Here is a 19,910-nt window from a genome sequence, read left to right as displayed (position 1 = left end):
CCATGACTGACACCGACAACAACACCGCCGTCCGGACCGAGGGGGTCTGGAAGATCTTCACCCAGGAAGCGGAAGAGGTGCAGGCGGTTCGGGGTGTAGACCTGCGCGTGGAGCGGGGAGAGTTCACGGCGCTGGCCGGGCCGTCCGGCTCGGGGAAGACGACGCTGCTCAACCTGATCGGCGGCCTGACCCGGCCGAGCAGGGGCCAGGTCTGGGTGGCGGGGCAGGACATAGGCGGAATGTCGAACCAGCAACTCGCGCGGCTGCGGCTCGAACAGGTCGGCTTCATCTTTCAGGCCTACAACCTGCTGCCGGTGCTTACGGCCCTTGAGAACGCCGAGTTCCCCATGCTGTTGCAGGGCATCGACGCCGAACAGCGCCATGCGAGGGTGCGCGAGCTGTTCACCCGGACCGGGCTGGAGGGCCTGGAGGACCGGCGACCCGGCAAGCTCTCGGGCGGCCAGCAGCAGCGGGTTGCCGTGGTCCGAGCGGTGGCGGGCAAGCCGGCGCTCGTGCTGGCGGACGAGCCGACGGCGAATCTCGACTCGCATTCGAGCGAGGCGCTCCTCGACATGATGGCCGAGCTGAACCGCGAACTGGGCGTGACGTTCGTATTCGCGACACATGACGATCACGTCATGGAGCGGTCACGGCGTCTGGTCCGGATGGTGGACGGGCAGATCGCCTCGGACGAGACCCGAACGTGATCGTGCGACCGGTGCGGGCCGCGGCCCTGACCGTCGTCGCGCTCACGGTGTCGCCCGGCCCGGCTGACGCGCAGACGAACTGGCTTTCCGGCTACCTTCAGACCGTCCCGCTCTTCAGCAGTTCGACAATCCTCGCGGACGCTGCCGTCAGCAACTTCAACCGGTTACGCCTGACGGTGGAGCCCTCGGTGGGCCCCTTCGACCTGGAGGTGGCCTACGAACACGCCGCCACGTTCCGTCAGTCCGCGGGGGAAGCCAGCCTGGGATTGGGTGGTCTGTCGGGAGTGCCCGGCGGCGGGGAGTGGTTCGATCTCCAGAGGACCGTCACAGGCGACCCGACCGAGCGGGTCCATTGGCTGCACCGGTTCGATCGCCTCAACGTGTCATGGAGTCCGAGCAGCACGGTGGAGCTGAGCGTCGGGCGCCAGGCCGTCTCCTGGGGCACGACGCTGTTTCTGACGCCGGCCGATCCCTTCGTTCCGTTCAGCCCGACCGATCCGTTCCGCGTCTTCCGAGGCGGGGTAGATGCGGCACGCCTGCGGATGTACCCGGGGCCGCTCAGCGAGATAGACGTGGTGTTCCGGCCCACCCGGACGCTTGCGGGCGAGGAAGTCACCCTCCTGGCGCGCGGGCTCACCACGGTGCTCAACTGGGAGCTGTCCGGTTGGGGAGGCACGTTGTACGGCGACTTGGCGGGCGCCGTGGGGCTGGCCGGCGGCCTCGGCGCGTGGGCGGTGCGGGCGGAGGGCGTCGTGCGCGACTACGACGGTACGGTGGTGGGTCGGGGCACGCTGGGCATCGACCGCAACTGGGTAGTGTCGGGGCGGAATCTGGGCATCGTCATGGAATACCAGCGGGACGGCCGCGCCGCCGCCACGCCGGACCGGTTCGAGCCGATTTTCGAGTCGGATGAGTTCGCGCGCGGGGAGTATCAGGTCTTCGGTCGCGACGAGATGGCGATGACACTCACCTGGGAGGCCCACCCGCTGCTGAGCCTCTCCGGTCTGGCCCTCTGGAACCTGAACGACCGGAGCGTCATCATCGCGCCCGGCTTCTCGTACTCCGCCAGCAACAACACCACGTTCGCCGGCGGCGTCTACGTCGGCCGCGGGGCCACCGACGCCCCGGAAGATCAGTTGCTTGCATCCGAATACGGACTCGTGGGGGTGACCGGCTACCTGTCACTCACCTGGTTCTTCTAGGAACTCTCAGGGCGCTTCAGGACTTGCTGTCGCAGGGGGCTTCGAACGTCAACCGCCGAGCAAGGCGGCCGAGAGGACGCTCACGACGGCAAGCATCGTGGCGGCAAGCGTGCCGGTCAACCAGAGGAATCGACGGTCGAAACGCTGCTCCATCGACTCGCATCGACGGTCGAAACGCTGCTCCATCGACTCGCATCGACGATCGAAACGCTGTTCCATCGCGTCGAACCGATGGTCCATGCGGTCCCCCAGTTCGGCGATCGCTTCGCGCAGCCCGTCGATCCGGTTCGCGTTCTCCACCACCTTGTGCTCGACGACACTCAGTCTTTCTTCAACGGTCTTCACGTCCACCGTTACCTCCGCAGTATAGGTCGGCGCGCGTTCACTCACAACGCCGCATTGGAACGCAAAGTAGAGCAAGAAGCGTGCCGTTTTCGCGGCAACGTCCCGGCGCCACGGCGCCGGATGTAGGGAGGTGGCGCTTCCTGGCTACTTGGTACTTGCCTTTGGCGGGCGTCCGGGCGATCATGACCTGTTGCAGTCGGCGGTGGTGTGTCCGCGCGCCGGCCCGCTTGATGAGGGAGGGACAGATGCGGCACCGAATTCACGCCCCCACGTTTACGGCCGCAGTTGCACTAGCGTTCGCTGTTGCGCTGCCGGGCGTCGCGCTGGCGCAGTCGGGCAACGGCTCCGACTGGACGCCGCCCCGCACGTCCGACGGCCAGCCCGACATCCAGGGAGTCTGGACGAACTTCGATCCGACGCCGTTCGAGGCGCCGGATGACATCGATATCGAGCGGCTGGCCCCGCTTGCCGCCTGGTTCGGTGGCGCGAATCAGCCCCAGCGCGCGCCGGCGGCTCCCGAAACGGAGGAAGATCGCCGCCGTCCGCCGCAGGGCCCCTGGGGAGACGGCCCGAGCAGCGCACCGCGCAACGCGCGCCGCACTTCGATGGTTGTGGACCCGCCGAGCGGGCGGATCCCGGTCCGCGACCATGCGCGCGCCACGCGGGACTACAACCTGAACCACCTGACCGACTCCTACATGAACCACACGCCGTGGGAGCGGTGCATCACGCGCGGCGTACCCGGCGGCATCTTCCCGCCCGGCTACGGCGCCGGCTACCGCATCATGCAGTCGCCCGGCTTCGTCGTCATCCTCTACGAGATGATCCACGAGGCGCGGATCATCCCGATCGACGGACGGCCGGGCATCTCCGGGAAGATCCGTTTGTGGAACGGCGAGTCGCGAGGCCGCTGGGAAGGCAACACGCTGGTGGTCGAGGTCGGCAATTACAACTCGCAAAGCACGGTCGCGACGAACATCGCGACGCGCGGCGCGCGCGGCCTGCCGCAGACCGAGGATCTGCGCATCGAGGAGCGGTTCACGTTCGTGGATCAGGACACCATCGAGTACGAGGTGACGGTAAGCGATCCGGCCATCTACACGGACACCTGGAAGGTGGCGATGCCGCTCAACCGCGACGAGTCGTACCAGCTTTACGAGTACGCGTGCCACGAAGGCAACTACGGCCTTGAGAACAGCCTGAGCGCCGGACGCGCCGAGGACCGCGAGGCGGCGGAGACCGGCGGGCAGTAGGCGCGTAGCAAACGGGCCGGGAACGGGGAACGACCGGACAAGACGCGGACACCGGGAAGCTGTCCATGCAAAGCACCGCGGGCGCCTGGATCGCCGCCGCGGCGGTTGGCATCGCCGTCGTGGCGGCGGCGTCCGGCACTGGACGGGCGGCGGAACCGGCCCCGGCGCTCCAGAACGCGGGACCGGCCGGGGCGGATGCCGATGAGGCGCAGCGGCTCTTCCGCCGCTACTGTGTCGCGTGCCACAACGGCCGCCTCCGGACCGCGGAGCTCGCCCTCGACGAGCTGGACCCGCACGATGTCGCGGCGAACGCCGAAGTCTGGGAGAAGGTCGCGTTGCGGCTACGGGCCGGATCGATGCCTCCTCCGGGCCGGCCGCGCCCGGACCGGCCGACCTACCGGACGGTGGCGGGCTGGCTGGAATCCGAACTGGACCGCGCCTGGACGGCCGACCCCAATCCGGGCCGGGTCGGCGCCGTCCACCGTTTGAATCGGACGGAGTACCGCAACGCGATTCGCGATCTCTTCGCGCTCGACGTCGATGTCGAATCGCTTCTGCCGGGCGATGAGACAGCCGATGGCAGCTTCGACAATTTCGCCGACGTCCTCGGCCTGACCACCGCGCACATCGAGCGGTATCTCTCGGTGGCGCGGCAGGTGACCCGCCTGGCGGTCGGTCTGCCGCCGGTAACGCCGGGTTCGGAAACGTTTGAAATCTCGCTTCACATTGTGCAGGACGGTCGTCAGGGGAATGACCTGCCGCTCGGATCGCGCGGCGGCCGGGCGATCGAGTACCACTTCCCGGTCGACGGCGAGTACGCCGTGCGGATCGATCTGCGGCGGCAGTACCAGGACTACCTGATGGGGATGGGCTGGCCGCAGTGGCTGGATGTCCGCCTCGACGGCCGGCTCGTTCAGCGCTTCACGGTGGGAGGTAACGTACCGGGGCAGCCGGCCGCGGCGAGTTACGCTGGCGATGGCGAACCGGGCTTTGCCGCCGACCCCGAATGGGAAGCGTTCATGCAGCGCGACGGTGATGCCCACCTGGAAGTCCGGATGCCGGTGACGGCCGGGCCGCATACCGTCGGCGTGTCGTTCGTCCGGCAACTGTGGGAACCGGAGGGAATCCCGCAGCCGCTGCAGCGGGGCCGCGTGCTGACGAACGACCAGATCTACATGGGCTATGCGGCAGTCGCCGCGGTCGAGATCGGCGGTCCCTACGAGACGACGGGGGAGGCGTCGGATACTCCCAGCCGCCGCGCTATCTTCGTCTGTCAGCCGGCGCTGGAGACCGAGGAGCGTGCCTGCGCGGCGGAGATCCTTCGCCCCATCGCCCGCCGTGCCTTCCGGCGCCCGGTGACCGACGCCGACATCGAGTCCCTGCTCGTTTTCTTCGACGAGGGACGGACCGAAGGGGAGAGCTTCAGGCACGGTGTGCAGTTCGCCCTCGAACGGGTGCTGATCGATCCGGAGTTCCTGCTGCGCGTTTACCGCGATCCGGTCGACTCCGCCGATGGCGGGACCGCCTACGCCCTGTCGGACCTGGATCTGGCGTCACGGCTGTCGTTCTTCCTCTGGAGCAGCCTGCCGGACGACATGCTGCTGGAGCTGGCCGAGGCGGGGCGCCTGTCCGATCCGGCCGTGCTCGACCAGCAGGTGCGCCGGATGCTGAACGACCCACGCGCCGTCGAGGCGCTGGTCGACGACTTCGCGGCGCAGTGGCTCAATCTGCGGCGCGTGGGCGAGGTGGTGGTCGACCCGGTTCAGTACCCGCACTACGACGAGACGCTGCTCGAGGCATTCCGGGAAGAGGTGGAGCGGTTCGTGGCGAGCACGATCGTCGAGGATCGAAGCGTCACGGACCTGCTGGACGCCGACTACACGTTCGTGAACGAGCGTCTGGCCCTGCACTACGGGATTCCGGGCATCTACGGCAACCGGTTCCGTCGCGTCGCGCTGACCGACCCGGAACGGCGGGGCGGGCTGCTGGCGGCCGGCGCGCTACTCGCGACAACGTCGTACCCCGACCGCACGTCGCCCGTGCTGCGCGGGAAGTGGCTCGTCGACAACATCTTCGGAACGCCGGTGCCGCCGCCGCCGCCCGGCGTGGACACCGACCTGGAGGACGAACCGGGCGCGGCTCCGGCATCGATCCGGGAACGCCTGGCGGAGCACCGGCGAAACCCGGTCTGCGCGAGTTGCCATTCGGTGATCGATCCGCTCGGGTTTGCCCTGGAGCACTTCGACGTGATTGGCGGCTGGCGCACGACGGACGAGCAGGGGCTGCCGATCGACGCGACGGGAATGACGGCGGGCGGCGATCCCGTAGCTGGCCTCGCCGGCCTCCGCGCGCTGCTGCTCGACGAGCCGGATCGTTTCCCGCTGACGGTGACCGAGAAGCTGTTGTCCTACGCAATGGGCCGGCGCCTGGAATACTACGATCGGCCGGCCGTGCGTGCGATCGTGCGGGAGGCGGCGGAGTCGGAGTATCGTTGGTCGGCGATCGTGTCGGGGATCGTCCGGAGCCCGCAGTTCAGGATGCGCGGGCTCCCTTCGGCGGTCTCGACGGACGCGGTAAACTAGGAGCTCCCAGCGGAGAGTCAACCATGACCCTGATCCAGAAGTCGTTGCCGCGGCGGACCGTGCTTCGGGGGCTCGGCGCGACGCTCGCGCTGCCGTTCCTCGACGCGATGGCTCCCACCGCCGTCTCGCGCGCCGCGCGCGCGGCCACGAAGGCGCCGCACCGTTTCCAGGCGTTCTACGTCCCGAACGGCATGGCGATGGAGTACTGGACCCCGGCGGAGGAGGGGACCGGATTCCGGCTCACGCCGATCCTGGAGCCTCTCGCACCTTACCGCGACCAGATGATCGTGCTGTCCGGCCTGCACGCCAACTGGAACTACATCCACGCCGGGGCGTCCGGGTCGTTCCTGACGGGGACGACCCGTGGCGGTACGAACGAAACGGAGATCATCGCCGACGTCTCGATGGATCAGCTGCTTGCCCGGCACTACGCCAGGGAGACGCAGGTCGCCTCACTCGAGGTGGCGATGGACCGGCCGAACAACGCGGGCGCCTGCACCGGCAACCTGAGTTGCGTCTACACGCACACGCTTTCATGGCGCAGCCCGACGCAGCCGCTGCCGATGGAATGGAACCCGCGCGCGGTGTTCGAGACGCTGTTCGGCGACAGCGGCAGCACCGACCGCGAGGCGCGCGCCGCGCGGCTGCGGCAGCACAAGAGCCTGCTCGACGCCGTGAACGGGAAGCTGGCCGATCTGAAGCGCGAGCTGGGCGCCTCGGACCGCACCAAGCTGGACGACTACACGGAATCAGTCCGCGACGTCGAGCGGCGGATCCAGCGCGCGGAGGAGCAGAGCGACCTGGAACTGCCCGAAATACGGCAGCCGCAGGGAGCGCCGCCGGTTTTCGAGGACCACCTGGAGCTGATGCTCGACTTGCAACTCCTCGCGTTCCAGTCCGATCTGACCCGGGTCGTCTCGTTCATGATCGGCAAGGAGCAGAGTGCGCGCCCGTATCCGCAGATTGGCGTGCCGGAGGCGCACCATCCGCTCTCGCACCACAACAACGTGCCGGAGATCATCGAACACATGTCGAAGATCAACCGGTACCACACGGAGTTGCTCTCGAAATATCTCGCGAAGCTGCGGGCGACCCCGGACGGCGACGGGTCGCTGCTCGACCACGTGACCATCATGTACGGGTCGGGCATCTCCAACAGCACGCGCCACGCAGGCGACAACCTGCCGATCATGCTGGTCGGCGGCGGCGCCGGGCGCCTGCCGACCGGTCGCCACATTCGTTACGCCAAGGAGCCGTCGCTGGCGAACCTGCTGGTGACGCTGATGGACAAGATGGATGTCCCGGTCGACCGAATCGGGGGCAGCACCGGCAAACTGCCGCTCGACACGCTGGCCGATCTGTAGGGAGCGGCGCGATGCGGATCCGCGCGGGGTGGATCGCGGCCGTCGTCGCGTGCGTTTCCGCCGGTCCTGCGTCCGCCCAGCCGAACGACGATGCGGCCCGTTCCGACGCCGCGGCCCTGATTGCCGCGGCGAAGCAGGGCGACGCCGGCGCGGTCGGTACGTTGCTTCAGGCGGGGGTGGACGCCGACGCGGCGGAGGCAGATGGATCGACCGCGCTGCTCTGGGCCGTTCATTCCGACAGCTACGACGCCGCGCAACTGTTGCTCGAGGCGGGGGCGGATCCGAACGGCGCGAACGATCTGGGCGCGACGCCGCTCTGGGCGGCGGGGGAGAATCGCAACCCCCGAGTGACCGATCTGCTGCTGGCGGCGGGCGCCGACCCCAACCTTGCGTTGCTCGCGGGCGAGACTCCGGTGATGGTGGCTGCCCGCGCGGGCGCCGCGGACGTCGTCGATCGGCTCGCCGGGGCCGGCGCCGACCTGGAACGGCGAGGGACCCGCGGCCAGACAGCGCTCATGTGGGCGGCCGCGCAACGACATCCGGCCGTCGTCGAGACCCTGATCGCGCATGGCGCCGATCTCCACGCCGTCTCCGACGTCTGGTCGCAGTGGATGGGCGTGCCGCCGCACAGCCGCAACAACAAGGAGATTCCGCACGGCGGCAACACGGCGCTGCTGTTCGCGGTGCGGGCCGGCGACCTGGAGTCGGCTCGTCTCCTGGTGGACGCCGGGGCCGACGTGGACGACGCCGACGCGTGGGGGGTGAGCGCGGTAACCCTGGCCGCGCACGGCGGGCACAACGAGCTGCTGGCATTCCTGCTCGAGCGCGGGGCGGATCCTGGCGCCGCGGCGGCCGGCTTCGCGGCGCTGCACGAATCGGCGATGCGGAACGACGTGCGGGCGACGCGGGCGCTGCTGGAAGCGGGCGCCGATCCGGACGTCCGCCTCGAGACCTGGACACCGACGCGCCGGGCGTCGCGCGACTTGCACTTTCCGCCCAGCTTCATCGGCGCGACCCCGTTCTGGCTCGCCGCCCGCTTCGCTCGCGCGGAACTGATGCAACTGCTGGCGGAGCACGGTGCGGATCCCCGGTTCGTGCTGGAAGTGGAGTACGTCGCCGACGGGTCCATGCAATGGCGCACGGATCGGACGACGGCGCTTATGGCGGCGCTCGGCATGGGCGGCGGCCGGGTCCGGCCGTGGGTGCCCTACACCGACGACGGCACGCCGGAATCGCGCACGCTCGCCGCGGTCAAGCTGGCCGTCGAGCTGGGCGCCGACGTACATGCCGCCGATCCGAACGGCCGGACCGCGCTCGATGTGGCGGAGGAGCTGCAGTTCGAGTCGGTCGTCCACTACCTCGTGGAGCAGGGCGCGGACGAGCCCGCCCCACGATAGACCCCCGGGACGGCGCCGGCGGAGAAGACGGCATGCGGAACAGACACCCTCGCCCCGCCCTGGCTGCCTGCGGGGCCGCCGTTGTGCTGGCCGCGCTCGGCTTCGGGGCGGCTGCTCCGCGAGCCCAGCAATCGTCCAGCGACACGCCGGCGCCCATCCCCCCGCTGCTCCGCGACTTCGTGCCCGTGACGGATGCCATGTTGCGCGATCCGCGCCCGGAGAACTGGCTCACTTTCCGGGGCGGCTACGGCCTCTGGGGTTACAGCCCGCTCGATCAGATCGATTCGGACACGGTCGGCGGCCTGCAACTGGTCTGGTCGCGCTCGATGACCGAGGGCTACCAGGAAGTAGAGCCGATTGTCTACAACGGCGTGATGTTCTTCCCGCATGTGGAGGATCGCGTGGAGGCGGTCGACGCCACGACAGGCGACCTGCTCTGGGAGTACCGCCGGTTCACGCCGGACGAGCCGTGGAACACCACCGGCACGCGCGCCCGCTACCGCAACGTCTCCCTCTACGACGACAAGATCTACGTCGCCACGAACGACGCCTACCTCGTGGCGCTGGACGCGCGGACCGGCGCGCTCGTCTGGGAATCACAGCGGGCCGACTGGCGCGAGCAGGTGGCGCAGACGACCGGCCCGATCATCGTCGACGGCATGTTGGTCACCGGCTCGCGCTGCAACCCGTCGAGTCCGCGCCCGGGCGGCTGTTTCATCACCGGGCACGATCCCGAGACGGGAGAAGAGCGCTGGCGCGTGAACACGGCGGCGACCCCGGATCAGCCGGGGGGCGACACCTGGGGCGGCCTCGCGCTCTCGGCCCGGCGCCACACGTCCGCCTGGCTGCAGGGCAGCTACGACCCGGAACTGGGACTCATCTACTGGGGAACCGGGCCGCCGTCGCCGCTGCCGGAGCCGCTCCGCGGATCGGGCAAGGCGGACCTGCTCTATACGAACTCGACGCTTGCTCTCGATCCGCAGACCGGCGAGTTGGTCTGGTACTTCCAGCACCTGCCGCGCGACAACTGGGATCTGGACCACGTCTTCGAGCGGCTGATCGTCGAGACCGAAGTCTCGCCGGATCCCGCCGAGGTGCCGTGGATCAACCCCGATTTGGCGCCGGGCGAGCGCCGCAAGGTGATCACCGGCATTCCCGGAAAGACCGGCCTCGTCTGGACCCTCGACGCGGCAACCGGCGAGTTTCTCTGGGCGCGGCCGACCGTCTACCAGAACATCATGACCGGACTCGACGTCCGGACCGGCCGGCCGATCATCGACGAGAGCACGACCCCCTGGTCGGTCACCGATCCGGTGCTTGCCTGCCCGCACCTGCTCGGCGGCAAGAATCAGCCGTCCGGCGCCTATAGCCCTGTTACCGACGCGATGTACATGCCGATGAACAACGCGTGCATGGACCTGTCGATGTCCGTGGAGGAGGCGGGCCCGAGCGATGGCTACGACGTCCGCGCCGTCGTACGCCACCATCCCGATCTCGATCCCGAAACCGCGCCGGTCGGCTGGCTGGAGGCGATCTCGGCATCGACCGGCAAGACGCTATGGCGCTACCAGCAGCGCGCGCCCATCTATGGATCCGTCCTCGCGACTGGCGGCAACCTGCTTTTCTCCGGCGACACCGTTCGCCGCTTCCGCGCCTTCAACGCCGAGACGGGCGACATTCTGTGGCAGACCATCCTGAACGGCCCGGTCAGCGGCCGCCCGATGAGCTACAGCGTGAACGGCCGCCAGTACGTCGCCATCGCGGCGGGCGGCATCACGCAGGGAACCAGCTTCCTCCGGATCACCCCTGAGTTGACCACGTCGACTGGCAGCAATACGCTGTTTGTCTTCGCCCTGCCCTAACAACCAACGCTAAGAGAAGCTCACCTGCGATTGTTCGACCAACGCTACCGCCGTTCCGGGAATCGAGTGTGACGAACCCGCTATACGTGCGTCTGGCAGTCGCCCTGCCCGTCGCGCTGTTCGTGTGGTTCTGCACGATGATTCCAGCCGTCTCCGGCGGCGAGGTCCTCGTCTGGGAGACGGCGTGGCTGCCGCAACAGGGCATCGATCTCGACTTCGTCGTCGATGGCCTGAGTCTGCTGTTCGCCTTGCTGATCACGGGGATCGGCGCGTTCATTTTCCTCTTCGCCGGCGAGTACATGGTGGGCTATCCGCAGCGCGGCCGGTTCACCCTTTTCCTCGTCAGTTTCATGCTGGCGATGCTCGGCCTGGTGCTGGCCGACAACCTCATCGCGCTGTTCGTCTTCTGGGAACTCACCACCATCACCTCGTTCCTGCTCATCGGCTACTCGCATGAGAACGCCACGGCCAGGCGCTCCGCGCTTCAAGGGCTGCTCGTAACCGGCGCGGGCGCCCTGGCGATGCTGGCCGGCTTCGTCGTCCTGGGCCAGGCGGTCGGCACCTTCAGCCTGCGAGAGATGCTGGCCGGCCAGATGAACTTTGCAGACCACCCGCACTACACGGCGGTGGTGGTCCTGGTTCTGCTCGGCGCGTTCACCAAGTCGGCGCAATTCCCGTTTCACTTCTGGCTGCCGAACGCGATGGCGGCCCCGACGCCGGTCTCGGCGTACCTGCACTCGGCGACGATGGTCAAGGCCGGCGTGTTCCTGCTGGCCCGCCTGACTCCTCTCCTGGGTGGAACCGAGCTCTGGATGGAGACGCTGACCGCCGTGGGAGCGGTAACGGCGGTCTATACGGCGTTCGTGTCGCTGGGCAAGTCCGACTTGAAGCAGGTGCTGGCCTACACCACGGTCATGGCGCTCGGCGTGTGCGTGATGTTCCTTGGATCGCCGCCCGTCGCGGGGCCGGGCGAGCCGTCGCGCGGAGTCCTGGCGGCCCTCGCATTCCTGGTCGCGCACGCCCTGTACAAGGCGGCCCTGTTCATGGTCGCCGGGACCATCGAGAAGGCAACCGGCACCCGCGACCTGACGCAGCTCGGGGGTCTGAGGACGGCCATGCCCGTCACGTTCGCCGCCGCGGTGGCCGCGTCCGTTTCGATGGCCGGCGTGCCGCCCTCGGTCGGATTCATCGGCAAGGAACTCCTGTACACCGTCGGCTTCGCGCCCAACGCCGCCGCCTATGTGTCGTCGGCCGTGTTCTTCGCCGCCGCGCCGATCGCGACCGTCGCGCTGATCCTTGCGATCAGGCCGTTCTTCGGACCCCGCCCCGACTACGGCAAGCCGGGGCAGGAAGGCCACTGGGCGCTCTGGTCCGGGCCGGTCGTGCTCGGTGCGGTCGGAATCTACTGGGGGCTGGCGCCGGAGTTCCCGTTCATGAGCCTGCTCGTGCCCGCCGCAACGACAGTGACCGGACAGCCCCTGCCTGTCGACCAGGCTCCCTGGCACAGCACGGGCGAGGCCCTTGCGCTGACCCTGGTGACACTGGCCGCGGCGGCTCTCGGATTCTGGAAGCGAGGCGCGGTCACGCAAGCGCTCGCTAGTTGCAGGAGACTGATGCCGTTCAGTGCCGACCGCGCGTACGACACGGCCATGAACAGCATCGCGGCCGTAGCGGCCTGGCAGACCCGCTGGCTGCAGTCCGGCGTCCAGCGGCACTACCTGCTGATCGTGTTCGCCACGCTGGGCCTCAGTCTGGCCGCAACGCTCTGGATCAAGAACGTATTCCCCTGGCCCGTGCGGCTGGCGGAAGCGACGTTTCTCGATTGGTCGCTCGCCGCCGTGGCAGCTGCGGCGTCGGTCGTGATCATCCGCTCCAGGTCCCGTCTGCTCGGGATCTGCGCCCTGGGCGTGGTGGGGGTCGCCACGGCGCTGATCTTCCTCACCTTCGGCGCGGAGGACGTTGCGATGACGCAGTTGATCGTGGAGACGCTCGTCACCGTGATCGTCGCCATCGTCCTGCTCAAGCTTCCGGACTTCAGCAACGAGATCTGGCCCTCGAGACCCGCGCGATTGCGCAACGGCATCGTCGCCGTCACGGTCGGGGTCAGCGTCACGCTGGTCCTGCTGGCCGTGACCGGGTCCCCTCCCCAGCCGGATCTCAGGGAGTACTTTGAGCGCACGTCCGTGCCTGGCGGTCACGGAAGGAACATCGTCAACGTGATCCTGGTCGATTTCCGCGCCATCGACACCCTGGGGGAGATTACGGTGCTCGCGATCGCCGGCGCGGCGGTCTTCGCCCTCCTGCTGCCGGGCGCCCGGCGACGGGAGGGCGTTCCGCCTCCGAGCCCGCGGGGAGCGGTAGCGCGCGCCGAGACGTGGCACGGCGGCATCATGAACACCATGATCCTGCGGGAAACCGCCCGCCGGCTGGTCCCGTTGATTCTCGTGTTCTCGGTATTCCTGCTGCTGCGCGGCCACGACCAGCCCGGCGGCGGTTTCGTCGGGGGTCTGGTCGCCTCCATTGCGTTCAGCCTGTACGCTTTCGTCTGCGGCCCGCAGGCGGCTCGCAGCATTCTGCGCGCGGACCCCCGCGCCGTCGGCGCCGTCGGTCTGGCCGTGGCAATCGCTTCGGGCTTCGTCGGATCCATCCGGGAGGGTGTCCCGTTCCTGACCGGCCAGTGGGGAGAGCTGGCGGGGCTGCCGATCGGCACGCCGCTGATCTTCGACGTCGGCGTGTACCTCGTCGTCATCGGGGTCGTCCTGACCTTCGTCCTCGGCATCAAGGAGCAGTAGCAGGGTTCGCGGGCGGCAGGAGTATCACTGATGGAACCAGTCATCGCGGTGTTGGTCGGCGTCCTGATGGCGGCAACCGTCTACCTGATGCTCAGCCGTAACTTCGTGCGCTTCATCTTCGGGCTGGCGCTGCTTTCCCATGCCGCCAACCTGGTGATCTTCGCCAGCGGGGGCATGACCCGGGCCAGGCCGCCGCTGATTGCGCCGGGAGAATCCGCGCCCCTCACCGACATCTCGAACCCCGTGCCCCAGGCGTTGATTCTGACCGCGATCGTGATCTCCTTCAGTTTGCTCACGTTCGCCCTGGTGCTCGCCTTCCGGACCTATCAGGAGCTGGAAACCGTGGACACCGACCACATGCGGGCCGCGGAACCTTCCTCGGCGGACGCCGGGGCAGATGCGGGGCAGAGGGCGGCAGATTGAACTGGCTGCTGATCTGTCCGATCGTGATTCCGTTGGCCGCTGCCGTAGTCGGCTTCGCGGGCCGCGGCAGCGAGAGGATGCAGAGAGCCGTGAGCCTGGCCGGCGCCATCGGCCTGTCGGGGGCGGCTGCGGGCCTGCTGTCGACGGTGTGGCGCGACGGTATCGTTTCGGTCCAGATCGGCGGGTGGCCGGCCCCCTACGGCATCACCCTGGTCGCGGACCACCTGAGCGCGGCGATGGTCGCGGTCACCGCCCTGATCGGGCTGGCCACCGTCATCTACGCCTTCGGAGACGTCCGCCCCGGCCGACTCTCCCATGCTCTGCATCCCTTGCTGCATGCCCTGCTGGCCGGCGTGTGCGGCGCGTTCCTGGCGGGAGACATCTTCAATCTCTACGTCTGGTTCGAGATCATGCTCATCGCCTCGCTGGCCCTGCTGGTACTGGGCGGAACGCCGGCGCAACTGGACGGCGCCGTGCGCTACGCGGCCTTGAGCCTGATCGCGACCACACTGCTGCTCAGCGGCATCGGCCTGCTGTACGGGTTGACGGGCACGCTCAACATGGCGGACCTGCACCTGCGCGTGCAGGAGGTCGAGAACCAGGGGTTGCTCACCCTGGTCGCCATGGTGTTCATCATCGCGTTCGGCCTGAAGTCGGCGGTATTCCCGCTCTTCTTCTGGCTTCCGGCCAGCTATCACACGCCGCAGACCGCGGTTTCAGCCGTTTTCTCCGGCCTGCTGACGAAGGTGGGCGTCTACGCCCTGATGCGGTTCTTCACGCTGATCTTCCGGGACGACGTGGGGTACACGCATGAGCTGCTGCTCTGGGTGGCAGGCCTGACCATGGTCACCGGTGTCCTTGGAGCCGCCTCGCAGAACGAGTTGAGACGCATTCTGTCGTTCCACATCATCAGCCAGATCGGCTACATGATCCTGGGCCTCGCGCTCTTCACAACGCTCGGGTTGCTGGGCGGCATCTTTTACGTCATCCACCACATCATCGTGAAGGCGAACCTTTTCTTCGTTTCGGGCGCCGTGAATCGGCTGGCCGGATCCACCGACCTCAAGACGCTCGGAGGGCTCTACCGCGACAGGCCGCTGCTCGCGACGCTGTTCTTCGTACCGGCGTTCTCGCTGGCCGGCTTCCCGCCGCTATCCGGCTTCTGGGCGAAACTGCTGCTAATCCGGGCCTCGGTCGAGAGCGATGAATTCATCCTCGCGGGAGTGGCGCTGGTCGTGGGTTTGCTGACGGTCTTTTCGATGACCAAGATCTGGCTCAACGCCTTCTGGAAGGCTCGCCCGGACGAGGCCGGGCCGATGCCCTCGTTCCCGCCCCGGCGGCGGTGGCTGCTGCTGGCTCCCATTGCGACCCTGGCGACCATCACCCTCGTAATCGGTCTCTACGCCCGGCCTCTCTACGTGCTGGCGGAACGCGCCGCCACCGAGCTGATGGACCCGTCGATCTACGTCGAGGCCGTGCTCGACCGGGGCGGTGTCGCGGAAACCGCGCGCGGTTACGGAGACGGCGCGGAATGAAGCTCTTCCAGATGAACCTGCTGCTCGCCGGCGGCTGGTGCGCGTTGTTCGGAACCTTCGACCTGGGGACTTTCCTCTGGGGCTTTCTCCTGGCGTTCGCGGCCTTGAGCCTGTCGAGCCCCATGCTCGGGCAGACCGCCTACTTCAAGCGCGTGCTGCTGGCGGCCCGTCTGGGAGCCTATTTCCTGTATGAGCTCACGGTCTCGAGCTTCCAGGTCGCCTGGGACGTGATCACGCCCTCGCACGGATCTAGCCCGGGCATCATCGCCGTGCCGCTGGACATAGAGGAGCCGATACAGATCACGGTGCTGGCGAATCTCATCTCATTGACGCCCGGGTCGCTGAGCCTCGACGTAAGCCCTGACGGGAAGACGCTCTACGTGCACGAGATGTTCGTCGACGATCCGGACGAGACGCGCAGGAGGATCAAGACGGGTTTCGAACGCCTGGTCCGGGAGGCCATGCAGTGACGGACCTCGTGGAGCACTCGCAGATCGTCAGATGGGCGATCGACGTCACGACGGTCCTGACCGTGCTGGGACTGATCTTCTCGTTTGTGCGGCTTGTAAAGGGGCCGAGCCTGCCGGATCGCGTCGTATCGATTGACCTCATCACGGTGCTGGCGGTCGCCATCGCGGGCCTCCTGGCGATCACTTACAGCGAGCCGGACTTTCTCGACATCGCCTTGGCGCTGGCGCTGGTGGCCTTTCTGGCGACGGTCGCCTTCGCCTGGTACGCCGAGCAGCACGACCGAGCTACTCAATCGCGTCAGAGCACCAGCGAAGGGGTGGAGGAACCCGGTGGCCGGTGACATCCCCTGGTGGGACCTGATCGTCGCCGCGTGCCTTCTGGCCGGAGGCTTCTTCCTCTTCGTCGCCGGACTCGGCATCCTGCGGCTGCCGGACGTGCTCATTCGCATGCACGCCTCCACGAAGGCAGGCACGTTGGGGGTTGGCCTGGTGTTCGGCGCAGCGGCCTTCTACTTCCGGAATACGGCCGAGACCGCAATCGCCGGCCTGACGATCGTCTTTCTGCTGGTGACGGCTCCGGTTGCCGCCCATGCGATTGCGCGCGCGGCGTACCGGCTGAATGTCCCTCTGTCGGACAGGACGCAGATCGACGAGTGGAAGGGGAAGTACGGCCGAAACCGTGAGGGCCCGACCAACGGCGCCGGCGCGACCAGCTGATCGACCGTATGTGCGCCCGCGGATCGGCCTTGCCGAGGGCTAAGACCTCGACTGCGATGAAGCCGGTGGTTTCTCGCCTGCGAGCATGGCGTAGAACCGCTCGCGGTCGCCGGATGTGTCGGTTGTCAGCCGCGATACGAGCGGAACTACGACCAGTGGGATGAAGGTCGTGACGTACGACGGGTCGATGCCCTCGCCGTCCACGGTCAGGCAGTAGACGAGCAGACGGTACAGGGCGGAGGCGTCCGCCGGCGCGCTGAAGCCGGCCGCTAGGGCCACCTTGATGAGCGCGAACCAGAGGAGTCCCGCTCCGTAGCCCGTCGCCATCCCCCAGTACGCGCCACGCTCGGTCGTCCGTCGCCAGTAGATGAGGTAGCCGACGGCAATGGCCGGCGGTACTACCATTGCGAAGCCGAACAGCAGGAGGTCGAGAATCGAGATGGTGGTCCGGGTGGCGACGACCCACGCGGCCAGGGCGGCCACGATGGCGTAGGCGACGGTGGTGGCCTGGTAGGCCCGGAGCCGGCGGGCCGAGTCGTAGCGGCGAGTGAACGGCAGCCAGTCGCGGACGAACATCGTGGCGCTCGACAGCAGGATCGGTCCGCCGGAAGAGATGACCGCGGCGAGCACTGCGGCCAGCGCTACGCCGCCCACCACCGGACTGATTTCCGAGGCCAGCGTGGTCAGATTGCGGTAGCCCGTGAGCCCGGTGTCGAGCCCGTAGCGCGCCGTCGTCAGGATCGCGATGAGCCCGGCCAGGATCGGCATCAGCGCCGCAATGATCCCGGCGGCCACGAAAGCCGGAGCGATTTGCCGCTCGTTGCGGGCCGCCGCCGCGTAGTTCGTGTAGACCGACGCGGCCGGGGTGTGTATGGCGGCCGAGAAGATCATGGCGAACACCGGCAGCCAGCCGGCGCCGGTGAATCCCCACCAGGCCTCCACGTCGCGCGACGCCGCCGTCAGGTGCCCGGCGAGAGCCTCCGTCACGCCGCTCCAGCCGCCGAGCTGGTCGATGCCCAGCAGGCCGACCGCCGTCAGACCGACCAGGACCACCGCGCAGTGGATGAGGTTGGTGATCGCGGTTCCCCAGAGCCCTCCCAGCGAGACGTAGGTGGCGAAGATGGCGGCCGAAACCAGCACGCCGGAGAACATCGAAAGCGGCGTCAGCGTGCTGACGATGACGCCGATGACGTACGCCTCGATCAGGTTGACGATGAGGTACTCGGTTTGCACGCAGAGGCTCGTCAGCCACTGGCAGCGGCGGTTTCCCCAGCGGAGGGTGAAGATCTCGCCGACCGTCTGCAGGCGCAGCCGGCGGTAGTAGACGGCGAAGAAGAGCCCCACGAGGGAGAGGGCCAGGAACGTGCTGATGCCGTACCACCACAGGTTCCAGACCCCGCCGCTGATGACGTCGCCGGCCACGCCATAGGTCCCGGCCCCGCCGATGCGGGTTCCGGCAATGCCCACCGCCACCAGCACCGTCGACATCCCGCCACCGGCCACCGCCCAGCCGGTGGATGTCGTCGTGCGGCGCGCCATCAGGCTACCGGCCGCGGTGGCGGCGACCAGGTAGAGAACAATGACGCCGACCGCAACGGTGTCCATGGCGATAGGGGTTGAGGTCTCAGTACACGCGGAGCGGCCGCCCGCCGGATGCGGCGACGCCCGCCGCCCGGGCCTGGCGGTCCAGGGTTTCCAGCGCCGCCCGTCCCGTGTCGCCGAGGTCGGTGGTCCAGTCGTTCACGTACAGATCGACGTGCTGGAACATCACGTCGTCGGTGAGTTCCTGGGCATAGCGGCGCATGGTCGGAACGGTCTCGGCGCGATGGGCCCGGCCGTGTGCCAGCGAGTCGCGGATGACGGCGCTCACGGCGTCGATCGTCTCGGCCCCGAGGGTGTGCCGCGCGAGGATGCCGCCGAGGGGGAGTGGCGCCGCCGTGGCCTCTTCCCAGACGGCGCCGAGGTCCTCGACGAGCGCGAGGCCGTGCGCGCGCCAGGTGAAGCGGCCCTCGTGGATACAGACGCCGAAGTCGGCGTCACCGCCCTCGAGCGCGGGCATGATGTCCGAAAACACCACCTGCTCCACCGCGCCCTCACCGGCGTGAAAGAGCTGGTAGAGCAACGTGGCGGTGGTGTGGGCGCCCGGGCAGAGCACGCGGGCGGATCGCGAGGCGCCGCCCGGTTGCGGCACGCGGTCGCGGGGATGGGCGCCGGGACGCGCCGCGAGCAGCAGGGGGCCCACGCCGAAGCCGAGAGCCGAGCCGACCGGCAGCACGCCGAGCGTGTCGCGCAGGAAGAGAGCGGCATGAAAGCTCGCCTTCGCGACGTCGAAGTCGCCCGCGAACAGCCTCCGGTTCAGCTCTTCGACGTCGAGCAGCTCGATGCGGAAGTCGAGTCCCTGCAGGTCCACCTGCCGTTCCAGAATGCCGTGGAAGGCGAACGTATCGTTCGGGCAGGTGGAGATGCCGAGGTGAATCGGCGTCACGCCGCGCGGCTCCAACTGGGCCGTCGCAGCAGGTCCGCCGCCACGAGTTGGGCGGCATCGAGCGCTTCCGGCATCTGCCAGTGCTCGAACCGTCGGTCACCGACCGCGTTCGAGATGCCGCGCACGATGGCAAGGGGAACCCCGGCGAGCCGGCAGGCCAGGGCCACCGCGAAGCCCTCCATATCCTCGGCCACTACGCCGGGGAACACCGTCCGGCGCTCCCGGGCCTCGGCTTCCGTGGCCGAGGCGGTGCACACGGTTAGAAGCGCACCGGCCGCGGGGGGGACGGGGCGTGCGAGAGCGAGGGCTTCCGGCGCGTCGGCCTCCGAGCCCTCGCTTCGAGGCCAGTGGAGGTACCCGAGGGACGCGGCCGGCACGAACGAGGCCACGCCGACGCCGACTCCGTGCATCAGGACCGACGGAAACACGGCGGCGGTGCCGACCGGGAGCCCGCCGGGATCGAACGTACCGGCGATGCCGACGAGGATGACGCGCTCCGGCTCGTGGGCGGCGATGGCGTTCCGGGCTCGCGCCGCCGCCGCCACCGGCCCGAAGCCGCACAACTCGCACGGCGCATCCACCCCGAAGCCCCGGTGCCGGGTGAGGTGACGGCGCTCGATCTCGGTCGGGACCAGCACCAGGGTGTGCGGAACGGCCATCAGCTTGACGTACTGCCATCCTACAACGTGCGCTGGGTGAGAGACGTGCCGGCGCGGCTCCGAAGTGTGCTGCCCGCCCCCGTCGAATTGAGTGTTAACGCGTTCGGCAATTGTGCT

The 19,910-nt window shown here is 68.4% G+C and carries 17 protein-coding genes; 13 read left to right on the top strand and 4 right to left on the bottom strand.

The window, feature by feature from the left end:
- Positions 1-2: 2 nt before the first annotated feature.
- Both F4Y45_13660 and F4Y45_13655 read left to right on the top strand, forming a co-directional pair.
- Positions 3-707, top strand: a complete 705-nt coding sequence (locus F4Y45_13660; GenBank protein ID MXY25548.1) for an ABC transporter ATP-binding protein — start codon at positions 3-5, stop codon at positions 705-707.
- Entirely contained in the window at positions 704-1,909 is a 1,206-nt protein-coding gene (locus F4Y45_13655) for a hypothetical protein (protein ID MXY25547.1), read from the top strand. The genes F4Y45_13660 and F4Y45_13655 overlap by 4 nt, the downstream gene beginning before the upstream one ends.
- Positions 1,910-1,957: 48 nt before the next feature.
- Here the strand turns inward: F4Y45_13655 and F4Y45_13650 are convergent, their stop codons facing one another.
- Positions 1,958-2,299, bottom strand: coding sequence for a hypothetical protein (locus tag F4Y45_13650; GenBank protein ID MXY25546.1), 342 nt, complete (start codon positions 2,297-2,299; stop codon positions 1,958-1,960).
- A 200-nt stretch (positions 2,300-2,499) separates the two neighbouring features.
- On the opposite strand from F4Y45_13650, the gene F4Y45_13645 reads away from it, so the two are divergent.
- The 11 genes from F4Y45_13645 to F4Y45_13595 all read left to right on the top strand — a co-directional run bounded on the left by F4Y45_13645 (position 2,500) and on the right by F4Y45_13595 (position 16,649).
- Positions 2,500-3,507, top strand: a complete 1,008-nt coding sequence (locus tag F4Y45_13645) for a hypothetical protein (protein MXY25545.1) — start codon at positions 2,500-2,502, stop codon at positions 3,505-3,507.
- A gap of 65 nt (positions 3,508-3,572) precedes the next feature.
- Positions 3,573-6,089, top strand: a complete 2,517-nt coding sequence (locus F4Y45_13640; protein MXY25544.1) for a DUF1592 domain-containing protein — start codon at positions 3,573-3,575, stop codon at positions 6,087-6,089.
- Positions 6,090-6,112: 23 nt separating this feature from the next.
- Positions 6,113-7,453: a DUF1552 domain-containing protein gene (locus F4Y45_13635; GenBank protein ID MXY25543.1), complete on the top strand. Its 1,341-nt coding sequence runs from the start codon at positions 6,113-6,115 to the stop codon at positions 7,451-7,453.
- A gap of 11 nt (positions 7,454-7,464) precedes the next feature.
- Positions 7,465-8,850 carry an ankyrin repeat domain-containing protein gene (locus F4Y45_13630; protein ID MXY25542.1) on the top strand — a complete coding sequence of 462 codons (1,386 nt, stop codon included), beginning with the start codon at positions 7,465-7,467 and terminating at the stop codon, positions 8,848-8,850.
- Positions 8,586-10,712 carry a PQQ-binding-like beta-propeller repeat protein gene (locus F4Y45_13625; GenBank protein MXY25541.1) on the top strand — a complete coding sequence of 709 codons (2,127 nt, stop codon included), beginning with the start codon at positions 8,586-8,588 and terminating at the stop codon, positions 10,710-10,712. Before F4Y45_13630 ends, F4Y45_13625 begins: the two co-directional genes overlap by 265 nt.
- Before the next feature lie 68 nt (positions 10,713-10,780).
- On the top strand, positions 10,781-13,504 hold the full coding sequence (locus F4Y45_13620; protein MXY25540.1) for a Na+/H+ antiporter subunit B: 2,724 nt from the start codon (positions 10,781-10,783) through the stop codon (positions 13,502-13,504).
- A gap of 30 nt (positions 13,505-13,534) precedes the next feature.
- On the top strand, positions 13,535-13,927 hold the full coding sequence (locus F4Y45_13615) for a Na+/H+ antiporter subunit C (GenBank protein MXY25539.1): 393 nt from the start codon (positions 13,535-13,537) through the stop codon (positions 13,925-13,927).
- On the top strand, positions 13,924-15,462 hold the full coding sequence (locus F4Y45_13610; protein ID MXY25538.1) for a Na+/H+ antiporter subunit D: 1,539 nt from the start codon (positions 13,924-13,926) through the stop codon (positions 15,460-15,462). Before F4Y45_13615 ends, F4Y45_13610 begins: the two co-directional genes overlap by 4 nt.
- Entirely contained in the window at positions 15,459-15,932 is a 474-nt protein-coding gene (locus F4Y45_13605) for a sodium:proton antiporter (protein MXY25537.1), read from the top strand. The genes F4Y45_13610 and F4Y45_13605 overlap by 4 nt, the downstream gene beginning before the upstream one ends.
- 8 nt (positions 15,933-15,940) lie before the next feature.
- A complete protein-coding gene (locus F4Y45_13600; GenBank protein ID MXY25536.1) occupies positions 15,941-16,273 on the top strand; it encodes a pH regulation protein F in 333 nt (110 codons plus the stop codon).
- A gap of 1 nt (position 16,274) precedes the next feature.
- A complete protein-coding gene (locus tag F4Y45_13595) occupies positions 16,275-16,649 on the top strand; it encodes a monovalent cation/H(+) antiporter subunit G (GenBank protein MXY25535.1) in 375 nt (124 codons plus the stop codon).
- Positions 16,650-16,688: 39 nt separating this feature from the next.
- Here F4Y45_13595 and F4Y45_13590 read toward each other — a convergent pair whose 3' ends face one another.
- Genes F4Y45_13590 through mqnB form a run of 3 tightly spaced genes read right to left on the bottom strand, consistent with a single transcriptional unit; the run spans position 16,689 to position 19,793 of the window.
- Positions 16,689-18,254: a hypothetical protein gene (locus tag F4Y45_13590; GenBank protein MXY25534.1), complete on the bottom strand. Its 1,566-nt coding sequence runs from the start codon at positions 18,252-18,254 to the stop codon at positions 16,689-16,691.
- Positions 18,255-18,273: 19 nt separating this feature from the next.
- Positions 18,274-19,149, bottom strand: a complete 876-nt coding sequence (locus tag F4Y45_13585) for a 1,4-dihydroxy-6-naphthoate synthase (protein MXY25533.1) — start codon at positions 19,147-19,149, stop codon at positions 18,274-18,276.
- The gene (gene mqnB, locus F4Y45_13580) at positions 19,131-19,793 is read right to left on the bottom strand and encodes a futalosine hydrolase (GenBank protein ID MXY25532.1); all 663 of its coding nucleotides are present in this window, start codon (positions 19,791-19,793) and stop codon (positions 19,131-19,133) included. Before mqnB ends, F4Y45_13585 begins: the two co-directional genes overlap by 19 nt.
- Between the last annotated feature and the right edge of the window lie 117 nt (positions 19,794-19,910).

The organism is Acidobacteriota bacterium (assembly GCA_009838525.1).
In the GTDB taxonomy this organism is placed as follows: Bacteria; Acidobacteriota; Vicinamibacteria; order Vicinamibacterales; family UBA8438; genus VXRJ01.
Note: the sequence above shows the minus strand (reverse complement) of the source record. Positions and strands in the feature narration are given on the sequence as shown.

Excerpts from the sequence above, each read along its gene's own strand:
- F4Y45_13660 (MXY25548.1), top strand. The coding sequence starts at position 3 with ATGACTGACACCGACAACAACACCGCCGTCCGGACCGAGGGGGTCTGG.
- F4Y45_13645 (MXY25545.1), top strand. The coding sequence starts at position 2,500 with ATGCGGCACCGAATTCACGCCCCCACGTTTACGGCCGCAGTTGCACTA.
- F4Y45_13640 (MXY25544.1), top strand. The coding sequence starts at position 3,573 with ATGCAAAGCACCGCGGGCGCCTGGATCGCCGCCGCGGCGGTTGGCATC.
- F4Y45_13635 (MXY25543.1), top strand. The coding sequence starts at position 6,113 with ATGACCCTGATCCAGAAGTCGTTGCCGCGGCGGACCGTGCTTCGGGGG.
- F4Y45_13630 (MXY25542.1), top strand. The coding sequence starts at position 7,465 with ATGCGGATCCGCGCGGGGTGGATCGCGGCCGTCGTCGCGTGCGTTTCC.
- F4Y45_13625 (MXY25541.1), top strand. The coding sequence starts at position 8,586 with ATGGCGCACGGATCGGACGACGGCGCTTATGGCGGCGCTCGGCATGGG.
- F4Y45_13615 (MXY25539.1), top strand. The coding sequence starts at position 13,535 with ATGGAACCAGTCATCGCGGTGTTGGTCGGCGTCCTGATGGCGGCAACC.
- F4Y45_13605 (MXY25537.1), top strand. The coding sequence starts at position 15,459 with ATGAAGCTCTTCCAGATGAACCTGCTGCTCGCCGGCGGCTGGTGCGCG.
- F4Y45_13590 (MXY25534.1), bottom strand. The coding sequence starts at position 18,254 with ATGGACACCGTTGCGGTCGGCGTCATTGTTCTCTACCTGGTCGCCGCC.
- mqnB (MXY25532.1), bottom strand. The coding sequence starts at position 19,793 with ATGGCCGTTCCGCACACCCTGGTGCTGGTCCCGACCGAGATCGAGCGC.